Annotated in this window: 21 protein-coding genes, 1 tRNA gene and 1 riboswitch; of the genes, 9 read left to right on the forward strand and 13 right to left on the reverse strand. The window is 71.3% G+C overall.

Going from position 1 to position 22,922, the window contains the following annotated elements; translation table 11 throughout:
- Positions 1 to 41 precede the first annotated feature (41 nt).
- Positions 42 to 176, forward strand: a riboswitch (cobalamin riboswitch).
- Positions 177 to 311: 135 nt separating this feature from the next.
- Positions 312 to 2,666, forward strand: coding sequence for a ribonucleoside-diphosphate reductase subunit alpha (locus tag ACFYV1_RS27025; protein ID WP_389398183.1), 2,355 nt, complete (start codon positions 312 to 314; stop codon positions 2,664 to 2,666).
- Positions 2,666 to 3,673 (forward strand): ribonucleotide-diphosphate reductase subunit beta, encoded by a 1,008-nt coding sequence (locus ACFYV1_RS27030; RefSeq protein WP_389398184.1) that lies wholly within the window; start codon positions 2,666 to 2,668, stop codon positions 3,671 to 3,673. Before ACFYV1_RS27025 ends, ACFYV1_RS27030 begins: the two co-directional genes overlap by 1 nt.
- 61 nt (positions 3,674 to 3,734) lie before the next feature.
- Here ACFYV1_RS27030 and ACFYV1_RS27035 read toward each other — a convergent pair whose 3' ends face one another.
- The 9 genes from ACFYV1_RS27035 to ACFYV1_RS27075 form a co-directional block, all read right to left on the reverse strand.
- Positions 3,735 to 4,472 carry a D-Ala-D-Ala carboxypeptidase family metallohydrolase gene (locus ACFYV1_RS27035; RefSeq protein ID WP_389398185.1) on the reverse strand — a complete coding sequence of 246 codons (738 nt, stop codon included), beginning with the start codon at positions 4,470 to 4,472 and terminating at the stop codon, positions 3,735 to 3,737.
- Between the two features lie 160 nt (positions 4,473 to 4,632).
- The gene (gene def / locus ACFYV1_RS27040) at positions 4,633 to 5,292 is read right to left on the reverse strand and encodes a peptide deformylase (protein WP_389398186.1); all 660 of its coding nucleotides are present in this window, start codon (positions 5,290 to 5,292) and stop codon (positions 4,633 to 4,635) included.
- An 80-nt stretch (positions 5,293 to 5,372) separates the two neighbouring features.
- Positions 5,373 to 6,353 carry a tetratricopeptide repeat protein gene (locus ACFYV1_RS27045; protein WP_389398187.1) on the reverse strand — a complete coding sequence of 327 codons (981 nt, stop codon included), beginning with the start codon at positions 6,351 to 6,353 and terminating at the stop codon, positions 5,373 to 5,375.
- A 146-nt stretch (positions 6,354 to 6,499) separates the two neighbouring features.
- On the reverse strand, positions 6,500 to 7,753 hold the full coding sequence (locus ACFYV1_RS27050; RefSeq protein WP_389398188.1) for an HD-GYP domain-containing protein: 1,254 nt from the start codon (positions 7,751 to 7,753) through the stop codon (positions 6,500 to 6,502).
- 25 nt (positions 7,754 to 7,778) lie between these two features.
- Entirely contained in the window at positions 7,779 to 9,110 is a 1,332-nt protein-coding gene (locus tag ACFYV1_RS27055) for an HD-GYP domain-containing protein (RefSeq protein ID WP_389398189.1), read from the reverse strand.
- A gap of 198 nt (positions 9,111 to 9,308) precedes the next feature.
- Positions 9,309 to 9,605: a mycothiol system anti-sigma-R factor gene (gene rsrA, locus ACFYV1_RS27060; protein WP_307713491.1), complete on the reverse strand. Its 297-nt coding sequence runs from the start codon at positions 9,603 to 9,605 to the stop codon at positions 9,309 to 9,311.
- Entirely contained in the window at positions 9,602 to 10,267 is a 666-nt protein-coding gene (locus tag ACFYV1_RS27065; RefSeq protein ID WP_356637780.1) for a sigma-70 family RNA polymerase sigma factor, read from the reverse strand. The genes rsrA and ACFYV1_RS27065 overlap by 4 nt, the downstream gene beginning before the upstream one ends.
- A 248-nt stretch (positions 10,268 to 10,515) precedes the next feature.
- Positions 10,516 to 11,151: an alpha/beta family hydrolase gene (locus ACFYV1_RS27070; RefSeq protein ID WP_389398190.1), complete on the reverse strand. Its 636-nt coding sequence runs from the start codon at positions 11,149 to 11,151 to the stop codon at positions 10,516 to 10,518.
- Between the two features lie 125 nt (positions 11,152 to 11,276).
- On the reverse strand, positions 11,277 to 12,092 hold the full coding sequence (locus ACFYV1_RS27075) for an SOS response-associated peptidase (RefSeq protein ID WP_389398191.1): 816 nt from the start codon (positions 12,090 to 12,092) through the stop codon (positions 11,277 to 11,279).
- A 50-nt stretch (positions 12,093 to 12,142) separates the two neighbouring features.
- On the opposite strand from ACFYV1_RS27075, the gene ACFYV1_RS27080 reads away from it, so the two are divergent.
- The 4 genes from ACFYV1_RS27080 (at position 12,143) to ACFYV1_RS27095 (ending at position 15,885) form a co-directional block, all read left to right on the forward strand.
- On the forward strand, positions 12,143 to 12,895 hold the full coding sequence (locus ACFYV1_RS27080) for a M50 family metallopeptidase (RefSeq protein ID WP_389398192.1): 753 nt from the start codon (positions 12,143 to 12,145) through the stop codon (positions 12,893 to 12,895).
- A gap of 100 nt (positions 12,896 to 12,995) precedes the next feature.
- Positions 12,996 to 14,357 (forward strand): 3-phosphoshikimate 1-carboxyvinyltransferase, encoded by a 1,362-nt coding sequence (gene aroA / locus ACFYV1_RS27085; protein ID WP_389398193.1) that lies wholly within the window; start codon positions 12,996 to 12,998, stop codon positions 14,355 to 14,357.
- A gap of 4 nt (positions 14,358 to 14,361) precedes the next feature.
- The gene (rsgA, locus tag ACFYV1_RS27090) at positions 14,362 to 15,375 is read left to right on the forward strand and encodes a ribosome small subunit-dependent GTPase A (RefSeq protein WP_389398194.1); all 1,014 of its coding nucleotides are present in this window, start codon (positions 14,362 to 14,364) and stop codon (positions 15,373 to 15,375) included.
- 186 nt (positions 15,376 to 15,561) lie between these two features.
- Complete coding sequence (locus ACFYV1_RS27095; protein ID WP_389398195.1) at positions 15,562 to 15,885, forward strand: DMT family transporter; 324 nt, start codon at positions 15,562 to 15,564, stop codon at positions 15,883 to 15,885.
- Here ACFYV1_RS27095 and ACFYV1_RS27100 read toward each other — a convergent pair.
- Complete coding sequence (locus tag ACFYV1_RS27100; protein ID WP_389398196.1) at positions 15,851 to 16,498, reverse strand: TetR/AcrR family transcriptional regulator; 648 nt, start codon at positions 16,496 to 16,498, stop codon at positions 15,851 to 15,853. The genes ACFYV1_RS27095 and ACFYV1_RS27100 overlap by 35 nt on opposite strands.
- A gap of 182 nt (positions 16,499 to 16,680) precedes the next feature.
- Here ACFYV1_RS27100 and hisN point away from each other — a divergent pair, with 182 nt between their 5' ends.
- Positions 16,681 to 17,481: a histidinol-phosphatase gene (hisN, locus tag ACFYV1_RS27105; protein WP_389398197.1), complete on the forward strand. Its 801-nt coding sequence runs from the start codon at positions 16,681 to 16,683 to the stop codon at positions 17,479 to 17,481.
- Positions 17,482 to 17,696: 215 nt separating this feature from the next.
- Positions 17,697 to 18,092, forward strand: coding sequence for a cyclic nucleotide-binding/CBS domain-containing protein (locus tag ACFYV1_RS27110; protein WP_389398198.1), 396 nt, complete (start codon positions 17,697 to 17,699; stop codon positions 18,090 to 18,092).
- 137 nt (positions 18,093 to 18,229) lie between these two features.
- Here ACFYV1_RS27110 and ACFYV1_RS27115 read toward each other — a convergent pair whose 3' ends face one another.
- The gene (locus tag ACFYV1_RS27115; protein WP_389398199.1) at positions 18,230 to 19,681 is read right to left on the reverse strand and encodes a catalase; all 1,452 of its coding nucleotides are present in this window, start codon (positions 19,679 to 19,681) and stop codon (positions 18,230 to 18,232) included.
- Between the two features lie 163 nt (positions 19,682 to 19,844).
- Here ACFYV1_RS27115 and ACFYV1_RS27120 point away from each other — a divergent pair, with 163 nt between their 5' ends.
- Positions 19,845 to 20,261, forward strand: coding sequence for a Fur family transcriptional regulator (locus tag ACFYV1_RS27120; protein ID WP_389398200.1), 417 nt, complete (start codon positions 19,845 to 19,847; stop codon positions 20,259 to 20,261).
- 143 nt (positions 20,262 to 20,404) lie between these two features.
- Here ACFYV1_RS27120 and ACFYV1_RS27125 read toward each other — a convergent pair.
- Positions 20,405 to 20,478: transfer RNA gene (locus ACFYV1_RS27125), tRNA-Met, on the reverse strand.
- Positions 20,479 to 20,523: 45 nt separating this feature from the next.
- Complete coding sequence (locus ACFYV1_RS27130) at positions 20,524 to 22,869, reverse strand: sel1 repeat family protein (protein WP_389398201.1); 2,346 nt, start codon at positions 22,867 to 22,869, stop codon at positions 20,524 to 20,526.
- Positions 22,870 to 22,922: the final 53 nt, after the last annotated feature.

A 22,922-nucleotide genomic window follows, 5' to 3' on the forward strand; every position in this document is an offset into this window, starting at 1 on the left:
ACGCGACACAACATGTGGGGGGTGGCGTAGCCAACCGCCCCCACATGTATGCTCATCTCGCTGTCGCCGCAGGGGAATCCGGTGCAAATCCGGAACTGTCCCGCAACGGTGTGATCCGGTGCGCTTCGCCGTACCCGTTTCAAGTCCGACGACCTGCCGACGGTGCATCCGGTTCGACCGACCCGGATGCCCAGACGTCCGGGCCTCGCGGTTGGGCCGGTGGACGCCGTGCACGACGTGCTGCCCTGGAGCACGTCGTACGGCCCTCACCTCCCTCCGCCCGCCCGGAACCGAGCGAGGGAGAGCGTCATATGAGCATCGCGCCGGCCGATCCGGTCGCAGCGACGGAGAACAACGGGCCCGGGACCGCACTGCTGCGGACCCTCACGGACCTCACCGCCGATCTGCCCCACACCGACCCCGGCAGGGTCGCCGCCGCGGCGCTGCGCGGCCGGCACGCCGGCTCCGACGCCGCCGAGCTTCGCTCCCTCGCCACCGACGCCGCGGCAGGCCTGATCTCGGAGGACCCCTCCTACTCGCGGCTCGCCGCACGCCTGCTGACCCGTCACATCGCCGACGAGGCCGCCGGGCAGGGCGCGACGGCCTTCTCTGCCTCCGTCGCGGTCGGCCACCACGAGGGCCTGATCGCCGACCGCACGGCGGCCTTCGTCGCACTGCACGCGCGGCGCCTCGACGCGCTGATCGACCGGGCGGCGGACGACCGCTTCGGCTATTTCGGGCTGCGCACGCTCTACAGCCGCTATCTGTTGCGCCACCCGATCACCCGCCAGGTGATCGAGACCCCGCAGCACTTCATGCTGCGCGTCGCCTGCGGCCTCGCCGCGGACGACTCGGTACGCGCCCTGGACGAGGTCGCCGCGCTGTACGGGCTGATGAGCCGGCTCGACTATCTGCCCTCCTCCCCCACGCTGTTCAACTCCGGCACCCGCCACCCGCAGATGTCGTCCTGCTACCTGCTGGACTCGCCGCTCGACGAGCTCGACTCGATCTACGACCGCTATCACCAGGTCGCACGTCTGTCCAAGCACGCCGGTGGCATCGGACTCTCGTACTCCCGCATCCGCTCCCGCGGTTCGCTGATCCGCGGCACGAACGGGCACTCCAACGGCATCGTGCCGTTCCTGAAGACCCTCGACGCCTCCGTGGCGGCGGTGAACCAGGGCGGCCGGCGCAAGGGCGCCGCCGCGATCTACCTGGAGACGTGGCACGCGGACGTCGAGGAGTTCCTGGAGCTGCGCGACAACACCGGTGAGGACGCCCGGCGTACGCACAACCTGAATCTGGCGCACTGGATCCCCGACGAGTTCATGCGCCGCGTCGAGGCCGACGCCGACTGGTCGCTGTTCTCGCCGGCCGACGTCCCGGAACTGGTCGACCTGTGGGGCGAGGAGTTCGACACGGCCTACCGCCGTGCCGAGGCCGCCGGGCTGGCCCTCAGGTCCGTCCCGGCCAGGGACCTCTACGGCCGGATGATGCGCACGCTCGCCCAGACCGGAAACGGCTGGATGACCTTCAAGGACGCCTCCAACCGCACCGCCAACCAGACGGCGGAGCCGGGCCGGGTCGTCCACTCGTCGAACCTGTGCACCGAGATCCTCGAGGTCACGGATGACGGCGAGACCGCGGTGTGCAACCTCGGCTCCGTCAACCTGGGCTCGTTCGTCGACGAGGCAGCCGGCGACAGGATCGACTGGGAGCGGCTGGACGCGACCGTCCGCACGGCCGTCACGTTCCTCGACCGCGTCGTCGACATCAACTTCTACCCGACCGAGCAGGCCGGCCGGTCCAACGCCCGGTGGCGGCCGGTGGGCCTCGGCGTGATGGGCCTGCAGGACGTCTTCTTCAAGCTGCGGCTCCCCTTCGACTCCGCCGAGGCGAAAGCCCTGTCGACGCGGATCGCCGAACGGATCATGCTGGCCGCCTACGAGGCCTCCTGCGACCTGGCCGAACGCGAAGGCCCGCTGCCCGCCTGGTCCGAGACCCGCGCGGCACGGGGCGTGCTGCACCCCGACCACTACGACACGGACCTGAACTGGCCGGAGCGCTGGGACGCCCTGCGTGCCCGTGTCGCCGAGGTCGGCATGCGCAACTCGCTGCTCCTGGCCATCGCGCCCACCGCCACCATCGCCTCGATCGCGGGGGTGTACGAGTGCATCGAGCCGCAGGTGTCCAACCTCTTCAAGCGCGAGACGCTGAGCGGTGAGTTCCTCCAGGTCAACGCCTACCTGGTGGAGGACCTGAAGAGGCTGGGCGTCTGGGACGCGCAGTCCCGCGAGGCGCTGCGGGAGGCCAGCGGCTCGGTCCAGGGCTTCAGCTGGATCCCCGAGGACGTCCGCGCCCTGTACCGCACGGCCTGGGAGATCCCGCAGCGCGGCCTGATCGACATGGCGGCGGCCCGCACGCCGTTCCTGGACCAGAGCCAGTCGCTGAACCTGTTCCTGGAGACGCCGACCATCGGGAAGCTGAGCTCGATGTACGCGTACGCCTGGAAGAAGGGCCTGAAGACGACGTACTACCTGCGTTCGCGTCCGGCCACCCGCATCGCCCGCGCCGCGCAGGCGACCGTCCCCGTCCAGCAGGCCGCCGACCCCGAGGCCGTCGCCTGCTCCCTGGAAAACCCCGAGTCCTGCGAGGCCTGCCAGTGATGTCCGAGAAGAACCTGCTCGATCCCGGCTTCGAGCTCACCCTGCGTCCGATGCGGTACCCGGACTTCTACGAGCGCTACCGCGACGCCATCAAGAACACCTGGACCGTGGAGGAGGTCGACCTCCACTCCGACGTCGCCGACCTGGCCAGGCTCACCCCCGGCGAGCAGCACCTGATCGGCCGCCTGGTCGCGTTCTTCGCGACCGGTGACTCGATCGTCGCCAACAACCTGGTCCTCACCCTCTACAAGCACATCAACTCGCCGGAGGCGCGCCTGTATCTGTCGCGTCAGCTGTTCGAGGAGGCCGTGCACGTCCAGTTCTATCTGACCCTGCTGGACACCTACCTCCCCGACCCGGAGGACCGGACGGCCGCCTTCGCGGCGGTCGAGAACATCCCGTCCATCCGGGAGAAGGCCCAGTTCTGCTTCAAGTGGATGGACTCCGTCGAGGCCGTCGACCGGCTGGAGACGAAGGCGGACCGCCGCCGCTTCCTGCTGAACCTGATCTGCTTCGCCGCCTGCATCGAGGGGCTGTTCTTCTACGGTGCCTTCGCCTATGTCTACTGGTTCCGCTCCCGCGGCCTGCTGCACGGCCTGGCCACCGGCACCAACTGGGTGTTCCGCGACGAGACGATGCACATGAACTTCGCCTTCGAGGTCGTGGACACCGTCCGCAAGGAAGAGCCCGATCTCTTCGACGACGAACTCCAGCAGCAGGTCACGGACATGCTGAGGGAGGCCGTGGAGGCCGAGCTGCAGTTCGGCAGGGACCTGTGCGGTGACGGTCTGCCGGGCATGAACACCGAGTCGATGCGCGAGTACCTCGAGTGCGTGGCCGACCAGCGCCTCACCCGGCTCGGCTTCGCTCCCGTGTACGGCTCCGAGAACCCGTTCTCCTTCATGGAGTTGCAGGGTGTCCAGGAGCTGACGAACTTCTTCGAGCGCCGCCCGTCGGCCTACCAGGTCGCGGTCGAGGGCTCGGTGGATCTGGACGAGGACTTCTGAGCCGGTGCCGGTCGACGGCGGCCCGCACCTCGCCGTGCGAGGTGCGGGCCGCCGTGCGGTTTCAGATGCCGCAACTGGATGCGGACCAGTAACGGCTCGACCGGTGGTCGACGTGGGTGTGGTCGTTGTGGCCCGGGTAGCCGGGGCCGAGGATCCCCCGGAACCCGTGGTAGCGGGCCTGCTTGGCCATGGTGCACAGGGAGTGCGATCCCGCTCCGAGGTCGACGCCGTCACCGTACAGGTGGCGGCTGCTGGAGGAGCCTCCCACCGCGCTGTTGCAGGCGTAGGAGCGGAAGCCACTGGTGACGCGGATGGGCTGGTCGCCCAGTGCGTGCCGCATCGCCTCCAGCTTCCACATGGCGCGCAGCGCGTTGGACTTGGCGGTGGCAGCGCTGACCGCGCCGCCGGACCAGGTCGAGTTGCACTGGTTGAGTTCCGCGTAACTGAAGTGGGCGGGCGTGCAGTCGCTGTCCTGGAGGGCGTAGATCTTGCTGAAGGTGGCCGGGCCGGCCACGCCGTCCGCGGTGAGGCCGTACGCGGCCTGGAAGCGCTTGACCGCGGCCTCGGTGGCCGGGCCGAACTGCCCGTCGACCGCGAGGACCCCGCCGTATCCCGGGTATCCGCCCACCCGGATCTGGAGCTGGCTGACGTCGGACCCGGAGGAGCCCTCGGACAGGGTGCGGGACCAGCTGTAGCAGTCGTCGGCCTGGGCGGTTCCGGCGGTCGAAACGACCCCGGCCGTTGCGGCAACCATGAGCATGACAAAAGACGTCAGCAGTCGGGCCGTCCGTCTCAGCATCGATCCTCCAAGTTGTGAAAGTGGTCTACCCGTGAGGGTGGCGTGACGGTCAACGCGCGTCAACCCGCCTTGAGCAGCCGTCATTTGTCCGCCCAATGACGCCCCGGTGACACAAAGGGGCCCCGCTCACGGTGAGCGGGGCCCTCGTGACAGTCGGCACTCAGTCGTTGGCGACGACCTCATAGCGCGGAGTGCCCTCGGCCATCTGCTTCAGCGCGTCCTTGCGCTCGCGCTTGGAGAGCCGGTCGATGTACAGGTACCCGTACAGGTGGTCCGTCTCGTGCTGCAGGCAGCGGGCGAAGTAGCCGGTGCCGCGCACCTTGATCGGGTTGCCCTGCGCGTCCTGGCCGCGGACCACCGCGTAGTCGGGACGGGCCAGCGAGGCGTACGCCGTCGGAACCGAGAGGCAGCCCTCGTTGGAGTCGTCGAGGACGCGCTGCTCGGGCGCCAGCTCCTCCAGGACCGGGTTGCAGACGACACCGGTGTGCCGCACACCCTCGTCGTCCGGGCAGTCGTAGACGAAGACCTTCAGGTCCACACCGATCTGGTTGGCGGCCAAGCCCACGCCCTCCGCCGTCTTCTGGCTGGCGAACATGTCATCGATGAGCGCGGCAAGCTTGTCGTCGAACTCCGTGACGTCCTTGCACTCCTTGTGCAGAACCGGGTTCCCGACGACCGTGATCGGACGCGAGGTCCCACGCTCGCGGTACGCGCGCTCGCGCTCCTCGCAGTCCTCCGTGTCGACGACGAAGCCGTCCCCGCCCTGCTCGTCCGTCTCCCGCTGCGACTGCTGCGACTGCTCCGACTGCTGCGACGCCATGTCAGCTCTGCGCCCTTCTCCGTACCCGCTCCCGGCCCGGTGCCCGGTCACTCTGTGTCCGTACAGCCTACGGGCAGGCGTCAGCAGACTTCCTCGAGATCCCGCCACTCACGGGAGTCCGGGCTGTCGGCCACCCACCCGTCCAGCAGGCCACGCACCAGACCGGCGGGCGCCGCTATGCCGCATTCGCGCTCCGGTGACCAGAGGTCGCCGCCCGTACGGTGCCCCAGCGGTCCCGGGTGACCCGGCTCACTGTGGTCGTGCGGGTCGAGGTGCTCGCCCTCGCCCTCCGCACTCGGCATGCTGCCCTCGGAACAGGCCCGGCACAGCAGCCGCACGGAGGACGACCAGTCCTCCGCGGCGAATCCGGCGTCCGCCGCGAGCCGCTCCAGGGCGTCACGATCCGCCTCCGTCGCCGCCTCCAGCAGAACCACCCAGGTCGGCACGGGGGACGGCGCCCAGAGCTCGATCTCGTCGAACACCGGGAACGACGGGCCGGCGGTCGTCGTGCGCTCACCGTTCGGAACGCCGTCGTGCAGCACCACCTCGCCCCAGCGCCGCCCGGACGACGGCAGCGGAATGGAGAGCACCTCCATCCGGGCCGGATCGAGCCTGCGGCCCCACACCACCTCGGCCTCGCCCTCCGGCGACAGCCGCACGGCGGCACTGCCCAGGTCCATGCCCACGGGCTCGCCGTTCGCGGCGGCCGCTCCGGGGACCTTCAGGCCGTACGCCTGCCAGGCGCGGCGGGCCAGCGGCCAGTCCTGGAGGGCGGTTGCGGCGATGCCGACGTTCCACCAGTCCGGTGCACCGGTCTCCTTGTCCAGCAGCGCGACCGCCCGCAGCCCCGCGGCGCGGGCCTGCTCCCAGTCGTGGCGGAACTTGTGCAGCAGCGCCAGGTTGAACCACGACTCGGAGAGCCAGGGCTCGAGGTCCGCCGCTCGTGTCAGCAGCGCGCCCGCGTCCTCGTACCGGCCGTCGCCGATCAGCGTGAACGCGCGGTCCGTGGCCTGCCGCCAAGAGGCGGAGGGCCGATGCCGTACCTTCCCGAAGATCCTCACGATTCCCGCCTGCCGGTCGCTCGGGTCACTGCCCGGACGCATGACTGTGTGCCTGCTCCTGTGCCTTCTTTCGCATCCAACCATGCCCGGTCGCAGGCTCGCTCATTACCCATGGGTTACCCCATCGGGACGAGGGTCAGACCGCCTCAGGCAAGTACTCTGCCGAGGACTCTGGCCAGGGATTCGACCACCTCTGGCTGGTAGTCGTGCCCCGTCCCCAGCCGCAGCTGCTCCAGGGCGGCCAGGGCTTCCCCCGCCCTGGCTCCGCTTCCCCCGGCCAGGTCGTCGTATGCGTTCGCGACACGGACGATCCTGGCCGCGAGCGGCTGGTCCCGATAGGGGTCCGCCTGCTGCTCCACGACGGCTGCCACCGCCGCCGGCACGCCCGTCTGGCGGACCACCGCACCGCCGAGCAGTGCGATACGGCGCTGCTCGGCTGCCGGCAGCAAGGCGGTGGCGCCCTCCGGTACGGGGTCGACCAGGGACAGCTGTCCGATGTCGTGCATGAGCGCCGCGTACTCGAGCAGGTTCAGATCGGGTCCCGACAGCCCCATCTCACGGCCGACGGCCGTGCTGAGCTCCGCGACCCGGTGGGCATGGCCCGGGCGGGTGTAGCCGGCCACCTCGGTCGCCCGGGCCAGGGAGGCGATCGTCTGGCCGTATGTGGCCCGCACGGCCGCGTACCGCCGGAACGACAGCTGGGTGAGCAGCAGCGGTACGCAGAACACCGGCAGCGCCCACAGGCCGGCGACGGCCACGGCGAGTGCCATGACCGCACCCGTCGCGCAGACGGCCGAGCCGATCCCCAGCAGCGCCCGCAGCTCGTCATGGAGCAGCGGCCCGAAGGGGTGGCCGGTGTGGGAGCGGAGCACGACCGCGGCCAGCACGGCGTCGCACAGCGCGGTCAGCACCAGCAGTACGAGGAGGAAGAGCGCGTAGTACGGACCGTGACCGAGCCTCAGGTCCAGCTCGCCGGAGACGTAGAGCGGCTGGAAGCACACCGCCGCGAACCCGACGGTCAGCACCCGGCGTGCCACATGGTCGAGCGCCGGCCCCTGCCCGCGGGCGACATGCGGTACGGCCCCGACGAGCGCGCCCGCGACGACGACGGCCACGACCTGGGAGGCCCCGTGGCCCGTCGGCTCCCCGGCGCACTCCCCCAGCAGGGCGTACGCGAGGGCGCCCGCGGCCCCGAGCGGCGCGGGCTCCCGCTCCCCCTGCACCGCTCCCCACCGGGCGAGCTCCCCGACGGCGATGAACAGGCCGAAGGCCAGGGCGTTGCCCGGCTGAGCCACGCCGTGGATCACCACCTGCACGAGGGCGGCGACCGTCACGGTGAACGCGGCCGCGTGGACGGCATGGACGACTCCCAGGGGCCGGCGTGCCGGAGGAGTCCTCACCCCCGGCTCCGCGGGCGCGGGCCGCTCACCCTGTCCGTACCTGACGCGAGGCTTCCGTCCCCGGCCCAGGGGCCGGGGACGTGGTCGCCGCCTCCTCGTCCGACGTCACCGCCGTCTCCCACCCGTGCCGCTCCAGCGCGCGTGCCAGGGCACCCACCATCCTCGGGTCGAACTGCGTGCCCGCGCACCGTTCCAGCTCGCCGAGGGCGACGGCCACGGGCCGGGCACGCCGGTAGGAGCGGGTGGACGTCATCGCGTCGAAGGCGTCCGCCACCGCGACGACCCGCGCGAACTCGGGGATCTGGCCGCCCACCAGTCCGTACGGGTACCCGCTGCCGTCGATGCGTTCGTGGTGGTGCAGGATCGCCGCCCGCGCCTCGCCGAGGAAGCCGATGCCGCGCACCATCTCGTGCCCGTACTCCGGATGCAGTTCGATCACCCGGCGCTCCTCCGGAGTCAGCGGCCCGTCCTTGCGCAGCACCCTCGTGGGCACGCCCAGCTTGCCCACGTCGTGCAGGATCCCGGCGAACCGGACGACCTCGAGGCGCTCCTCGTCCATGCTCAGTTCCCGGGCGATCAGCACCGACGCACGGCCGACGCGTTCGCTGTGGCCCCGCGTGTACCGGTCCTTGATGTCGACCGCCTGCACCAGCGCCCGGATCGTCGCCTGGTGGGCGGCCCGTTCACGGTGGTACTGGGCGAAGATCCAGCAGGAGATGTACATCGGCAGCAGCACGAAGAAGGCGGACACCGGTCCGTAGGGGCTGTCCCACAGCACCGCCATCATCAGCCCCGCCAGCCCGTGCACGCAGTACGGCGCGGGAGAGGCAGACCCGCCCGTTCGACGAACCCCCTCCGCCGTGGCCCGGATGCCGCCGTCGAGGACGGTCAGCAGCAGACAGAGACCGAGCGCGCCGCCCAGGGCCGGCACCAGCGCGTAGGGGAAGTCCTGGGCCCGCAGCGCCCGTTCACCGCCGAGCAGCAGATACGCGTGGGCGGCCGCCCAGGTCGCGAGCGCCAGCCTGGCCGCACGCCAGACCCTGCGGACGCCGGCCGGGTGGCCGTCGACCCGTCCGAGCAGTGCCCCCGGCACCGGCACCAGCGCGGCCGCCGCGGGCGGCAGCAGGAACGCCGCCGCCAGCAGCACCGGGAAGAACGTGCCCGCCCCCACCGGGGCGGCGCTCCCCGCACGGGGGAATCGCGAAGGAAGCTCGCATCCGGCGTACAGGGCCGCGAGCAGCAGAGCCGTTCCCCAGGGCACGGCCGCACCGTGGACGGCGACAGGCGCCGCGGCCGCGGTGGCGCACAGGACCGCGGCGAGGATGCAGGCGCGCGCCGCCGCCGGTATGGCCGTCACTGCCTCCACCCCTCCTCGCGCTCCGAGGCAACCTGTCCGAAGCAGCGCCACGCTAGCGAGTCGAGGGGCAAGAGGATGAAGTACGCCGAGGATTCGCACGTACGGGTGACACCGTCGGACAACTGCCTGACAGACGCACAGGGTGCGCCGCGGTGTCGCGGCGCACCCTGTGTACGCGTATCGGTGGCCGGTGGCCGCCTACTCCTGGGCGGTCGCCACGTCCTGGTCGGGGACGGCCTGCCCGGAGCGGATCAGATCGATCCGCCCCATGACCTTGGCCCGCAGGTCGCTGGGCACGTCGTCCTGCCCGCAGCACCGCTTCACCAGCTTCTTCACCGCCTGCTCGAGGCCGTACTTCTCGAGGCACGGGGAGCATTCCTCGAAGTGCACCTCGAACTTGGTGCAGTCGCTGTCGGGCATCTCGTGATCGAGGAACTCGTAGAGATGGTCCAGGACCTCTGAGCAGTCCGTCTCATGCGGCTCTCCGCAGCTCATGAGCCCGAGCCTTTCGCGTCGTTCGACTCCCCCGCACCGGCCGGGACGAGCCCGCGCTCGCGGGCGTAGTCCTCGAGCATGCCGCGCAGCTGGCGACGGCCACGGTGCAGGCGGGACATCACCGTACCGATGGGTGTTCCCATGATGTCCGCGATCTCCTTGTACGCAAAGCCCTCTACATCGGCGAGATAGACAGCGATCCGGAACTCCTCCGGGATCGCCTGCAGGGCTTCCTTCACGTCCGAGTCGGGCAGATGGTCGAGGGCCTGCGACTCGGCGGAACGCAGTCCGGTCGACATGTGCGACTCGGCGCGCGCGAGCTGCCAGTCCTCGATCTCCTCCGCTGCGCTGCGCTGGGGCTCGCGCTGCTTCTTGCGGTAGGAGTTGATGAAGGTGTTCGTCAGGATCCGGTACATCCACGCCTTGAGGTTGGTGCCCTCACGGAACTGGTGGAACGACCCGTACGCCTTGGCGTACGTCTCCTGCACAAGATCCTCGGCATCGGCGGGGTTGCGCGTCATGCGCAGCGCGGCCGAGTACATCTGGTCCAGGTAGCCGAGGGCGTCCCGCTCGAAGCGGGCGTTGCGCTCGGCAGTCGTCTCCTCGGACTTCTGCGCCTGACCGTCATCGGTCCCTGCGTCGGTCCCAGTGACCGGACCCACCTCCTCCAACGCCGTGGCGGGGCCGAATGCGGACCCACTCGAATCGGAGAATAGTCGACCTTGGTGTGCCGGGCCCTGCCGATTCTCGTCACCCGTCGCCGGAGCCGGCCCGCTCTTGCCCTGCGACAGCACCGTCCACTCGAGCCCGTCGGTGCGCTCGGCTGTCGGGCAGAAGGTCGTACCCATGCGGCGGACTCCCTACTCCATGCTCTGTACTGACATCCGCCTCAACAGCCGGGGTCCGCGACTCATTCCCGCAGTGTCTTCGCCCACTCGGTCACGGCGTCCGTGATGGTGAGAAGAGTCTCGGCCTCCGTGATCCCGGCACGCCTGGGGACGGCGAAACCGTGATCGCCGTGCGGCACTTCCACGAGCCGGTGCTCGCCGCCGGGGAACTCCGCGGGCCTGCCGAACGGGTCGCCGCCGCCCTGCACGACGAGCGTCGGCACCCCGGCCCCGAGGAGTTCGTCGGCCCGGGACTTCTCCGGTCGGCCGGGCGGATGGAGCGGGAAGCTCAGCGCGAGCACACCGACAGCGCCGAGCCCGGAGGCGGTCCGGCAGGCCACCCGGGCTCCGGCGCTGCGTCCGCCGGCGACGACGGGCAGTCCCTGCTTCGCGAGCGCCGGCCACAGGTCGCGCCAGGCGGTGTCCAGGGTCCGGGGCGCGGGCGCCACCTTCCGGCCGGCGACGCGCCAGGGCTGCTCGACGAGGGCGACGGTGACGCCGTGTGCGGGCAGCTCGCGGGCGATCGCCTGGAGGTCGCGCGCCTCGATCCCGCCGCCGGCGCCGTGGCCGAGCGCGAGGACGAGACGGCCGTGCGCGGCGCCGAACCAGGTGACCCGGGCGTCCCCACCGGTGACGGGGACGGTCTCTTTCCGCTCCATGCCCCCATCCTGCCGCGCGGGAGGCGCCTCGGCGCTCAGCCCCGCCCGCGTCGGAGCCGCCAGTCAGTGAGAGCAGTCGGGGCAGTCATGCAGTCACGCAGTCACGCAGTCACGCAGTCACGCAGTCAGAACAGGGTCGCCTCCTCCGGGGTCGCCAGTTCCTCCAGCAGCTCCGGCCCGTTGTTCCGTACGTTGCTCACCGCCGTCGTCACCGCGTACGCCCGCATCAGCCCGCCCGGCGGCGGCTCCAGCAGCGACCGCAGTTCGTCCGGGTCGGTCCTGGACGGGTCCAGCCACGCGTCCCACCGGTCCGGCGTCAGCATCAGCGGCATCCGGGGATGGATGTCCGACAGCGACTGCGGCCCCTGTGCCGGTGCCACCCCCAGCGGCCCCGTCTCCGCCTCCGTCGTGATCACGGAACAGGTCACCCACCACGCCTGCGGATGGTCCTCCGGCAGGGTGCGGTCGCGCCAGAACTCGTACAGGCCCGCCATGGCGAACACGGACCCGTCCGCGGGAGTCACGAAGTAGGGCTGCTTCCGCGGCCGCTTCCTCTTCCCCTCGACCTCGAGCTCCCGCTCGCCCGTGCCGGTCACCCACTCGTAATAGCCGTCGGCCGGCAGGATGCAGCGCCGTGCGAGGAACGGCCTGCGGAACGACGGCTTCTCGTGCACCGTCTCCGACCGCGCGTTGATCATCCGCGCCCCGCCCTCCGGGGTCTTCGCCCACGACGGCACGAGTCCCCACTTGAGCGTGCGCAGCTGGCGAACCGGATTCCGGTCCCCGGCGTCTTTGAGAGGGCGTTCGAGGACCGCGTAGACCTCTTTCGTGGGGGCCACGTTCCAGTCGGGTGCCAGCGTCTCCTTCGGCTCCCACTTCTCGACCTCGAAGACCCCGACGAGGTCCTCGGGCCCACGACTCGCTGCATACCGTCCGCACATAAGTGCCACACTGCCACTTCCGTAAGCCGTCCGAGGGAGCCGCCCGCGAAATGGTCACCACATACGAAACGGTCACCGCACAGGCCGGCGCGGCGAGCGCTTCGCTCAGCGGCCTGTGGGACCGCGTCTTCGGCACCCAGACGCCTCCCGAGCCGTGGCTCGTCGCCGTCACCGGCCTCGTGTCGCTCGCCGCCGTCATGCCGAACTTCCTGTGGCGGCTGACCCGCAACGCCGTCACGATCGCCCACGAAGGCGGCCACGGTCTCGTCGCCCTGCTCACGGGTCGGCAGCTGCAGGGCATCCGGCTCCACTCGGACACCAGCGGTCTGACCGTCAGCCGTGGCAGACCGACCGGCATCGGAATGATCCTCACCGCCGCGGCCGGCTACACCGCCACCCCGCTGCTCGGCCTCGGCGGCGCCTGGCTGCTCGCCGCGCACCACATCACGCTGCTGCTGTGGCTCGCCACGGCGCTGCTGCTGGCGCTGCTGGTCATGGTCCGCAACGCGTACGGGGTGCTGACGGTGACGCTCACCGGTGCCGCGTTCCTCCTGGTCTCGTGGCTCACGGAACCCGCCGTGCAGTCCGTCTTCGCGTACACGGCCGTGTGGTTCATGCTGCTCGGCGGCGTACGGCCGGTCTTCGAGCTGCAGTCCAAGCGGCGCCACGGCGGAGCCCCCGACTCGGACGCGGACCAGCTGGCGAGACTCACCCATGTGCCGCCGGCGATGTGGTTGTTCTTCTTCCACGCGGTCTCGATCTGCTCGCTGATCGGCGGCGGCCGCTGGCTGCTCGGCATGTGAGACTCCGGCCGCCGCCTCGCGTACCACCTCTCCGTTACACCCCGGTTTCCCCGTATTCGATCAAGATCCGAGCCCGCACGGAGCCACTAAAGTGTTGGCCATGACCGAAAGCGCCGTGCACCCTGCCCTCTGGCCCGCCCCTCTTGCGACCGGAGCCGTCGAAGCGACGGTCACCGTGCCCGGTTCGAAATCCGTCACCAACCGCGCCCTGGTCCTGGCCGCGCTCGCCTCCGAGCCGGGCTGGCTGCGCCGCCCGCTGCGCTCGCGCGACACCCTGCTGATGTCCGCGGCACTGCAGGCGATGGGCGTGGGCATCGAGGAGACGGTCTCCTCCAGCACCACCGGCGGCTCGGCCGACAGTACGGCCGGCGGGGCGGGAGAGGCATGGCGCGTGATCCCCTCCGGCCTGCACGGTCCCGCCACGGTCGACGTCGGCAACGCGGGCACGGTCATGCGCTTCCTGCCGCCGGTCGCCGCCCTGGCCGACGGCCCCATCCGCTTCGACGGCGACCCCCGTTCCTACGAGCGCCCCCTGAACGGTGTCATCGACGCACTGCGCGCCCTCGGCGCCCGGATCGACGACGACGGCCGCGGCTCGCTGCCGATGACCGTGCACGGCGGCGGCGCCCTGGAGGGCGGGCCGGTGCGGATCGACGCCTCTTCGTCGTCCCAGTTCGTCTCGGCACTGCTGCTGTCCGCCCCGCGGTTCAACCAGGGCGTCGAGGTGCGGCACGTCGGCGGCCGGCTCCCGTCCATGCCCCACATCCGGATGACCGTCGACATGCTGCGTGCCGTGGGCGCGCAGGTCGACGAGCCGGAGACCGGAGGCGAACCGGACGTCTGGCGGGTGTCCCACAGCGCACTGCTCGGTCGCGACCTGACGATCGAGCCCGACCTGTCCAACGCCCAGCCGTTCCTCGCGGCGGCACTCGTCACCGGTGGCCGGGTGACGATCCCCGACTGGCCGGAGCGCACCACCCAGCCCGGAGACGCGCTGCGCGAGATCTTCACCGAGATGGGCGGTTCCTGCGAGCTGACGACGACGCCGAACGGCACCGCGCTGGTCTTCACCGGCAGCGGACGCATCCACGGCATCGACGTCGACCTCGGCGAGGTCGGCGAGCTGACCCCGGGTATCGCGGCGGTCGCGGCGCTCGCCGACTCCCCTTCGACGCTGCGCGGCGTGGCACATCTGCGGCTGCACGAGACGGACCGGCTGGCGGCCCTCACCAAGGAGATCAACGAGCTCGGCGGCGACGTCACCGAGACCGAGGACGGCCTCCACATCCGCCCGCGCCCCCTGCACGGCGGCGTCTTCCGTACCTACGACGACCACCGGATGGCGACCGCGGGCTCGGTGATCGGTCTCGCGGTGAAGGACGTCCGGATCGAGAACGTGGCGACGACGGCCAAGACCTTGCCCGACTTCCCGCAGATGTGGGCCGAAATGCTCGGGGCCTGACACCATGCGCCGGTACGGCAAGCACACCGACGAGGACGACATCCGGTCCCGCCCGAACCGCAAGGGCAACCGGCCTCGGACGAACATCCGACCCAAGCACGAGGACGCCCTCGAGGGCATGGTCCTGACCGTGGACCGCGGCCGGCTGACCTGCCTCGTCGGGGACCGGGTGATCACGGCGATGAAAGCCCGCGAGCTGGGCCGCAAGGCGGCCGTCGTCGGTGACCGGGTCGGCATCGTCGGCGACCTCTCCGGCGACAAGGACACGCTCGCGAGGATCGTCCGCATCGGGGACAGGTCGTCGGTGCTGCGCCGTACGGCGGACGACGACGATCCCTTCGAGCGCGTGGTCGTCGCCAACGCCGACCAGCTCGCCATCGTCACCGCCCTCGCCGATCCCGAGCCGCGCCCGCGCCTGATCGACCGCTGCCTGGTCGCCGCGTACGACGGAGGTCTCGAACCGCTTCTCGTACTGACCAAGTCGGACCTGGCCCCGCCGGACGAACTGCTCGAGATGTACGGCGCGCTCGGCGTCCCGTACGTGGTGACCACCCGCGAGGAGTTCGTCGACGGTCTGGCGGCCGACCGGGTCCGGGAGCACCTGATCGGCAGGACGACCGCCTTCGTCGGCCATTCCGGCGTCGGCAAGACGACCCTGGTGAACGCGCTCGTCCCCGAGGAGAGGCGGCGCAGCACCGGAGTCGTCAACGCGGTGACCGGCCGTGGCCGGCACACCACCACCTCAGCGCTCGCCCTTCCGCTCGCGGACGAGAAGGGGGGCTGGGTGATCGACACTCCCGGCGTGCGCTCCTTCGGGCTGCACCATGTCGACCCGTCGCGGGTCATTCTCGCCTTCCCGGACCTCGTGCCCGGCACCGAGGGGTGTCCCCGCGCCTGCAGTCACGACGAGCCGGACTGCGCGCTGGACGCGTGGGTCGCGGACGGTCATGCCGAGCCCGCGCGGCTCTACTCGCTGCGGCGGCTGCTGGCCACCCGGGAGCGACGCGAAGGCGACTGAGTCGTCCGTGTTTGCCGTCTGCGGCGCCTGGTAAGTGCATAATCGCACCAAGTCGGACCGGGCCGCCCCGGCTCCCCGGCCGAGGCGGCCCCACAAGCAGTCCTCGACCAGGCAGTCGACCAGGCAGTCATCGACCAAGCAGTCCTCGACCAGGCAGTCATCGACTACGCGGGAGGCTCCGGACCAATGGCGTGGCTGCTGGTGGTTGTCGCCGGTTTGCTGGAAACGGGCTTCGCCGTCTGTCTCAAGTTGTCGCACGGCTTCACCCGGCTGTGGCCGACGATCGCCTTCGCGGTGTTCGCACTCGGCAGTTTCGGGCTGCTGACGCTCGCGCTCAGGAAGCTCGACGTGGGGCCGGCCTACGCGGTGTGGACCGGGATCGGCGCGGCGGGCACCGCGATCTACGGCATGGTCTTCCTCGACGACCTCGTCTCCACCCTGAAGATCGTCTCGATCACCCTGGTGATCGTCGGAGTCATCGGTCTGCAGCTCTCCGGCTCGTCGCACTGAACCCGTCGCCCACGGCCGCCCTGACCAGACCGGCGACTCCCTCCCCGATGGGCGCGACCAGGTAGGAGAGCGCGAGCCGTACCGCGATCTCGCACCGCTGCGGCAGGTCGGCGGGGTCGTTCGCGGGCCGTCCGCCTCCGAACCGGCGGCCGTGCCGCCCGGTGGTGCGCGTCCTGTCCCGGACGGCGGCGACAAGATCGGCCGGAACCGGCGGTTTCGCGTCCGCACGGCGCTGTGCGGGCACCCTGGAGAGCGCGGCACCACTGCGCAGCGGCGTCGGCGCCGGCAGCCGTTCTCCCCAGCAGCCGGTGAGCAGGGCGCGCAGCACTGGCCTCGCCCCCGCCTCGACGACGGTCCATTCGGCGACGGACACGAGCCGGTCGGCGACTGCGGCGTCGCGTCCCATGAGCCGTTCCACGCCGCGCAGATAGCGGTCGGCCTCCCGGCGCGCGAGCGCGCGGGCGAGGCCGTCCTTGCTGCCGAACTCGTTGTAGAGGGTCTGGCGGGAGACTCCCGCGGCGGCGGCGACGTCGACCATCCGCACCTCGGACCAGGGCAGGTCGCGAAGGGCCGCGAGTGCGGCGGTCAGCAGTGACTCCCGCGCTGCGGGCATGGTCACCTCCCGGGCCGGGCAACTCCGGTCACAGGGTTGACGGGAGGCGTCGCACTGTCAATAGACGCGACGGGGCGGCGGACGAGCACCCCGCCGGCCGCCGCCGGGCCACCACGGGACCGTCACGGGGGCCGCCACGTCCGCCCGGGAAGGGCTGAGCCTGCACCGATAGAGTGGCGGGCATGCCGGACTACCACGATGATCTGCGCCTCGCCCATGTTCTCGCGGACGCTGCCGACGCCACGACCATGGAGCGGTTCAAGGCTCTGGACCTCAAGGTCGAGACCAAGCCGGACATGACCCCGGTGAGCGAGGCGGACAAGGCCGCCGAGGAGCTGATCCGCGGGCATCTCAAGCGGGCACGGCCCCGTGACGCGATCCTCGGCGAGGAGTACGGCATCGAGGGCACGGGGCCCCGCCGCTGGGTCGTCGACCCGATCGACGGGACGAAGAACTATGTGCGCGGCGTGCCGGTGTGGGCGACGCTGATCTCGCTGATGGAGGCGGGAGAGGGCGGCTTCCAGCCGGTGGTGGGCGTGGTGTCGGCCCCCGCGCTCGGCAGGCGCTGGTGGGCGGCGAAGGGCGGGGGCGCGTACACCGGCCGCAGCCTGACCTCCGCGACGCGGCTGCACGTCTCGAAGGTGGAGCGCATACAGGACGCCTCGTTCGCCTACTCGTCGCTGACGGGCTGGGAGGCCCAGGGCCGGCTCGACGGCTTCATGGATCTGACGCGTGCGGTCTGGCGCACCCGGGGCTACGGCGACTTCTGGCCGTACATGATGGTCGCGGAGGGGTCGGTCGACATCAGCGCCGAGCCGGAGCTGTCGCTGTGGGACATGGCCGCCCCGGCGATCGTGGTCCAGGAGGCGGGCGGATCCTTCACCGGCCTCGACGGGCAGGCGGGTCCGCACAGCGGCAACGCGGCGGCGTCGAACGGACTCCTCCACCACGAACTGCTCGGCTATCTCAACCAGCGCTACTGAGCATCGGCGTCACGGAGCGTCGGCGCTTGCGAGCGCCGGCCTGTCGACCCGCGCGGCGTGCGCCGGTCGGGCCGACAGGCGCGTGCGCGGCCCCAACAGGCTTCGCACGCCCCCTTGCTGCGGTTCCAGCGGGCTGCGACTCTGAGAGTCCCCCACTCTTGTGAACTTGTGAATCGGTTCTCTAGCGGCCGATCACCAAGGAGGTGGCTCCGTCCATGCTCGTCCGTGACGCCATGAGCACGGTGGTCCTCACCATCGGACCCGCACACACACTCCGCCAGGCAGCCCGGCTGATGGCCGCGCGTCGTATAGGAGCGGCAGTGGTCCTCGACTCCGACTCGAGCCTCGGCATCCTCACCGAACGGGACATCCTGAACTCCCTTGGCTCGGGACAGGATCCCGACCTGGAGACCGCGGGCACCCACACCACGACCGACGTCGTCTTCGCCGCCCCTTCGTGGACCCTGGAGGAGGCGGCCGAGGCCATGGCGCACGGCGGCTTCCGGCATCTCATCGTGACGGACGGAGAAGGGCCGGTCGGCGTCGTCTCCGTCCGCGACATCATCGGCTGCTGGGTCCCGGCGAGGCGCCACGCGACGACGGTCGCCTGAGCGTAAGGACGGACGGGCCGTCGCGCGCCTCGGCCTCGACCCCGTGGACAGCGACGGCCCGGCCCTGCCGGCATGCGGAAGGGGCCGGTCTCCCTGGACAGAGATCCGGCCCCTCCTTCTACGGCAAGCGGTACCGGTCAGCCGCGAAGGGCCTGGACCGCGGCCTCGAGCCGCTTGCCGAAGTCACCGTCCGCCTGGCGGAAGTTGCCGATCGCGCGCTCGGCGATGTCGTCGCGGGTGACACCGGCGATGGCGCCCGCGAGGTTGCCGACCAGACGCTGCTTCTCGTCCTCGGACATCAGGCGGTAGAGGTTGCCCGCCTGGACGAAGTCGTCGTCCTCGGCGTGCCGCGGCGTGGGCTGCTCACCGGTCTCACCGGTGACGGCGAGGGGCTGCCACAGCGCACGGTCCGTCTGGTGCGGGCCGCCGAAGCTGTTCGGCTCGTAGTTCTTCGCGCCCTTGTGGCGGCCGTCGTACAAGTAGCCGTCACGGGAGTGGGTGCGGGCCTCGGTGGCGTGCGGGCGGTTCACCGGCAGATGGTCGGCGTTGATGCCGACGCGGTACCGGTGGGCGTCGCCGTAGGCGAACAGCCGGCCCTGGAGCATCTTGTCCGGGGAGGGACCGATGCCCGGCACGAAGTGGGCGGGACTGAAGACGGACTGCTCGACCTCGGCGAAGATGTTCTCCGGGTTGCGGTTGAGCTCCAGCTTGCCGATCTCGATGACCGGGTAGTCCGCGTGCGGCCACACCTTGGTGAGGTCGAAGGGGTTGAAGCGGTAGGTCGCGGCCTCGGCCACCGGCATGATCTGCACGCAGACGGTCCAGGACGGGAAGTCACCGCGCTCGATCGCCTCGCGCAGGTCGCGCTGGTGGGAGTCGGGATCCTTGCCGGCCAGCTCCTCGGCCTCGGCGGCGGTGAGGTTCTTGATGCCCTGGTCGGTCTTGAAGTGGTACTTGACCCAGAAGGCCTCGCCCGCCTCGTTGTTCCACTGGTACGTGTGGGAGCCGAAGCCGTCCATGTGGCGGTAGGAGGCGGGGATGCCCCGGTCGCCGAACAGCCAGGTCACCTGATGGGTGGACTCCGGGCTCAGGCCCCAGAAGTCGAAGACGTTGTCCGCCTCCTGCGAGCCGGTGTACGGGTCGCGCTTCTGGGTGTGGATGAAGTCGGGGAACTTGATGGCGTCCCGGATGAAGAACACCGGGGTGTTGTTGCCGACGAGGTCGTAGTTGCCCTCCTCGGTGTAGAACTTCAGCGCGAAGCCCCGCGGGTCACGGACGGCGTCGGCCGCACCGAGGTTGCCCGCGACGGTCGAGAAGCGCAGGAACGTCTCGGTCTGCTTGCCGATCCCGGAGAGGAAGGCGGCGCGTGTGTACGCGGTCACGTCCGCGGTCACCGTGAAGGTGCCGTAGGCGCCGGCGCCACGCGCGTGGACGACCCGCTCCGGGATGCGCTCGCGGTTGAAGTGCGCGAGCTTCTCGAGCAGCAGCTGGTCCTGGACAAGCACCGGACCGCCGACGCCCGCGGTCTCGCTGTTCTGGTTGTCGGCGACCGGAGCCCCGGCCTCCGTGGTGAGCGGTCCCTGCGTCACGTGCGCCTCCTGCGTCATGTACTGCCCAGTCGTTTCGTTCGGCACAGCCTGTCCCTTGGCCGAGTGCTGTTCTCGATCCTACAATGGACTTTGTCCAAGTCAAGTTGCCATCCAAAGTCACACCCGTTCGGGATTCGACTCCCCGGCTGTTACGCTGAGCCCCATGAGTGACCTGTTGGAACGACTCCGCGGACGCGGCTGGCGCATGACCGCGCAGCGGCGCGTCGTGGCCGAGGTCCTCGACGGCGAGCACGTGCACCTGACCGCCGACGAGGTCCACGCTCGCGCGGTCGAGCGGCTGCCCGAGATCTCCCGAGCGACCGTCTACAACACCCTGGGTGAGCTGGTGACCCTCGGTGAGGTTCTCGAGGTGTCCACCGATCGCCGCGCCAAGCGGTACGACCCCAACGCCCACCGCCCGCACCACCACCTGGTCTGCGCCCGCTGCGGCGCGATCCGCGACGTGCATCCGGTGGGCAACCCTCTGGCGGACCTCCCGGACACGGAGCGCTTCGGCTTCACCGTCTCCGGCGTCGAGGTGACCTATCGGGGCACCTGCCCGAACTGCGCAGCCGGCTAGAACCTGGCCGCGGCGATCATGAGGCGGGCACCGACGCGAGCGTCGGTGCCCGCCTCGTCGTCGTACGGGGAACCGGTCACGCGAACGCGCACAGCAAAACACCCAGGGCCCGGATCCTTGAGGATCCGGGCCCTGGGTTTCAGTAGCGGGGACAGGATTTGAACCTGCGACCTCTGGGTTATGAGCCCAGCGAGCTACCGAGCTGCTCCACCCCGCGTCGGTGAACACAACCTTACGGCACCCCGCCGACCAGCGCAAATCTCTATGCGGTGAGCTCCTGAAGCAGTGCCTCGCGCAGCCGCGCGGCCCTTTCCGTCACCTCCGCCGGCCCGAGCTCGACCGCCCTCGCGCACCACCGCTGCCCCTCGGCCAGCTCCCCCCTGCGGGCGGCCAGCAGCGCGAGCCGCAGTGCGGCCCTGCCGTGCCCGGCGCGGGCGGCACGCGTCCACCACAGCGCGGCCTCACGTTCACTGCCCTCGCGGGCAAGGAGGAGTCCGAGGTTGAACGCGCCGCTGCGGCTCCCCGCCTCGGCGGCCTCCCGGTACCAGCGGGCGGCGTCCGTCATGTCCCCACGGGCGGCGGCCAGCATGCCGACGCGTACCTGAGCACGCCGGTGCCCCTGCTCGGCGGCACGCTCGTACCACTCCTCGCACTCGCTCTTCTCCGCCACCGGCTCGCCGAGCGCGGGCGGCCCCGGCGGCGGACGGCGGGCGTCCAGGACGGTGCCGAGCCGGAAGGCCGCCTCCGCGCTGCCACCGCCGGCGGCACAGCGCAGATGGCGCTCGGCGCCCTGCTCGTCGCCGTCCCTGAGCAGGGCGATGCCGACCTGGAGCGCCGCCTCCGTGTGCCCGGCGGCGGCAGCGCGCTCGTACCAGGTCAGAGCCGTACGGTCGTCGTCACGGCCCGCGTGGAGGATGCCCAGGTTGAACGCGGCGTCGACACTGCCCGCCTCCGCCGCCTTGGAGAACCACGGCTCGGCACCGGCGGTGTCGCCGGCCTGGAGCAGCAGGACGGCCAGCGCGTTGGCCGCCTCACGGTGTCCGGCGTAGGCGGCACGGCGGTACCACTGCTCGGCCTGGGGCGTACGGTCCTGGGCGGCGCACAGGAGCCCGAGGTTGTACGCGCCGTTGACGTCACCGGCGTCCATGGCGGCGCGGTACCAGCGCTCCGCCGTCTGCTGCTCCCCGCGGGCGGCGTGCAGCGCGCCGAGGGCGTTGGCCGCGTTGCCGTCGCCCTCCTGGGCGGCGCGCAGCCACCACACGGCGGCGCTCTCCTCGTCACCGGCGTCGCGCAGCAGGAAACCGAGCGCGCAGGCGGCACGGGCCTCGCCGTCCTTGGCGGCGGTGAGGTACCACCGGCCGGCTTCCTTGAGGGCGCCGCGCTTCTCGAGGATCACTCCCAGGTACAGGGCGGCCCTGCGGTGACCGCGCGCGGCTGCCTGCCGGTACCACTGGGCGGCCTCGTCGAGCAGCGCTTCGCCCGGAGCCACGGGCCCCTGACCGGCGACGGAGCCGCTCCCGTCCAGGTCACGCACACGGCGCCCGGCCCTGCCGGCGCCCTGTGCACCGGTGTCCGTGTCGGCCGCCCGGCCCTGGGTGGCCTCGGCGTCCGCGAGCGCGCGCAGCGCGGCGTCCGTCTGCCACACGGCGCCGGGGCGGGGCGCGGCACCCTGCCGCGCACCGTCCGCGGGCGTCTGCGCGGCACCGGCCCGTGACTCGGCGGCGGCAGGGCCCGCCGCGGGGCGCGACGGCCCCGTCCTACGGGCCGGGGGCGCGTCGCCCCGTGCCGTGCCGCGGTCGGGCGACTGCCCGGCAGCGGTGAGCCGCTCAGGGCTCCTGGCGGTCCGCGCCCCGTTGCCGCCCGAGGCTCGCCGGGGCACGTCGGCGGCGGCGGCACGGTCCGCTGAGGTGCTCCCGACCAGCCTGCCGATGCCGTCGTTCCTGCGGCACTCGTCCGCCGCCCGGCGCTCCAGCGCGCGGGCGAGACGGTAGGCCGCCTCGCGGTGGCCCTGTTCCGCCGCCGTACGCAGCCAGGGCTCGGCCCCTGTGTCGCTGCGGTGCTCGAGCAGGTCCGCGAGGGCGTACGCCCCCAGCGCGTGGCCCTGCTCGGCCGACTGACGCAGCCAGTACTCGGCGGCGGGTTCGTCGCCCCGCTCACGGAAGTGGCGTCCCAGGGCGTGGGCGGCGGCGGCCGAACCGGCCACCGCGGCGATCCGCCACCAGCCGGCCGCCTCGTCCGCGTAGCCGCGCTGGTGGAGCAGTACACCCAGGTTGTTGGCGGCGGCCCGGTCACCGGCCGCCGTCGCGCCCCGCAGGTACGGCTCTGCGCCGTCGAGGTCTCCACGACGCAGCAGGAGTGCGCCGAGAACACTCATCGCCGCGGCGTCACCGGCGTCGGCGGCGCGTCGGTGACGCGCCTCGGTACCGGCCGTCTCCACGGTGTCGCTGTTGCCGCCGTTGTTGTCGTTGCCGTCGATCTCGGCGCGCCTGTCACCGGCCGCACGGCCGTTGAGGGCCGCGGCGTCGCTCGCGTCCGCGACGTTTCCGGCATGCGGCTGCACAAACCGCCCCGTCTCCAACAGAGTTGCCCTGTCCCCCATAAATTCCATCGTCGCACCACCCGCAACCCGCGTACACCTGGTATACCGCAGCCCGTGAGGTC

The organism is Streptomyces sp. NPDC003023 (genome assembly GCF_042888225.1).
GTDB lineage: Bacteria > Actinomycetota > Actinomycetes > Streptomycetales > Streptomycetaceae > Streptomyces.

Excerpts from the sequence above, each read along its gene's own strand:
- hisN (WP_389398197.1), top strand. The coding sequence starts at position 16,681 with ATGCCGGACTACCACGATGATCTGCGCCTCGCCCATGTTCTCGCGGAC.
- rsrA (WP_307713491.1), bottom strand. The coding sequence starts at position 9,605 with ATGAGCTGCGGAGAGCCGCATGAGACGGACTGCTCAGAGGTCCTGGAC.
- def (WP_389398186.1), bottom strand. The coding sequence starts at position 5,292 with ATGGCGTCGCAGCAGTCGGAGCAGTCGCAGCAGTCGCAGCGGGAGACG.
- ACFYV1_RS27025 (WP_389398183.1), top strand. The coding sequence starts at position 312 with ATGAGCATCGCGCCGGCCGATCCGGTCGCAGCGACGGAGAACAACGGG.
- ACFYV1_RS27100 (WP_389398196.1), bottom strand. The coding sequence starts at position 16,498 with ATGCCCGCAGCGCGGGAGTCACTGCTGACCGCCGCACTCGCGGCCCTT.
- ACFYV1_RS27075 (WP_389398191.1), bottom strand. The coding sequence starts at position 12,092 with ATGTGCGGACGGTATGCAGCGAGTCGTGGGCCCGAGGACCTCGTCGGG.
- rsgA (WP_389398194.1), top strand. The coding sequence starts at position 14,362 with ATGCGCCGGTACGGCAAGCACACCGACGAGGACGACATCCGGTCCCGC.
- ACFYV1_RS27030 (WP_389398184.1), top strand. The coding sequence starts at position 2,666 with ATGTCCGAGAAGAACCTGCTCGATCCCGGCTTCGAGCTCACCCTGCGT.
- ACFYV1_RS27035 (WP_389398185.1), bottom strand. The coding sequence starts at position 4,472 with ATGCTGAGACGGACGGCCCGACTGCTGACGTCTTTTGTCATGCTCATG.
- ACFYV1_RS27120 (WP_389398200.1), top strand. The coding sequence starts at position 19,845 with ATGAGTGACCTGTTGGAACGACTCCGCGGACGCGGCTGGCGCATGACC.
- ACFYV1_RS27110 (WP_389398198.1), top strand. The coding sequence starts at position 17,697 with ATGCTCGTCCGTGACGCCATGAGCACGGTGGTCCTCACCATCGGACCC.
- ACFYV1_RS27095 (WP_389398195.1), top strand. The coding sequence starts at position 15,562 with ATGGCGTGGCTGCTGGTGGTTGTCGCCGGTTTGCTGGAAACGGGCTTC.
- ACFYV1_RS27130 (WP_389398201.1), bottom strand. The coding sequence starts at position 22,869 with ATGGAATTTATGGGGGACAGGGCAACTCTGTTGGAGACGGGGCGGTTT.
- ACFYV1_RS27080 (WP_389398192.1), top strand. The coding sequence starts at position 12,143 with ATGGTCACCACATACGAAACGGTCACCGCACAGGCCGGCGCGGCGAGC.
- ACFYV1_RS27070 (WP_389398190.1), bottom strand. The coding sequence starts at position 11,151 with ATGGAGCGGAAAGAGACCGTCCCCGTCACCGGTGGGGACGCCCGGGTC.
- aroA (WP_389398193.1), top strand. The coding sequence starts at position 12,996 with ATGACCGAAAGCGCCGTGCACCCTGCCCTCTGGCCCGCCCCTCTTGCG.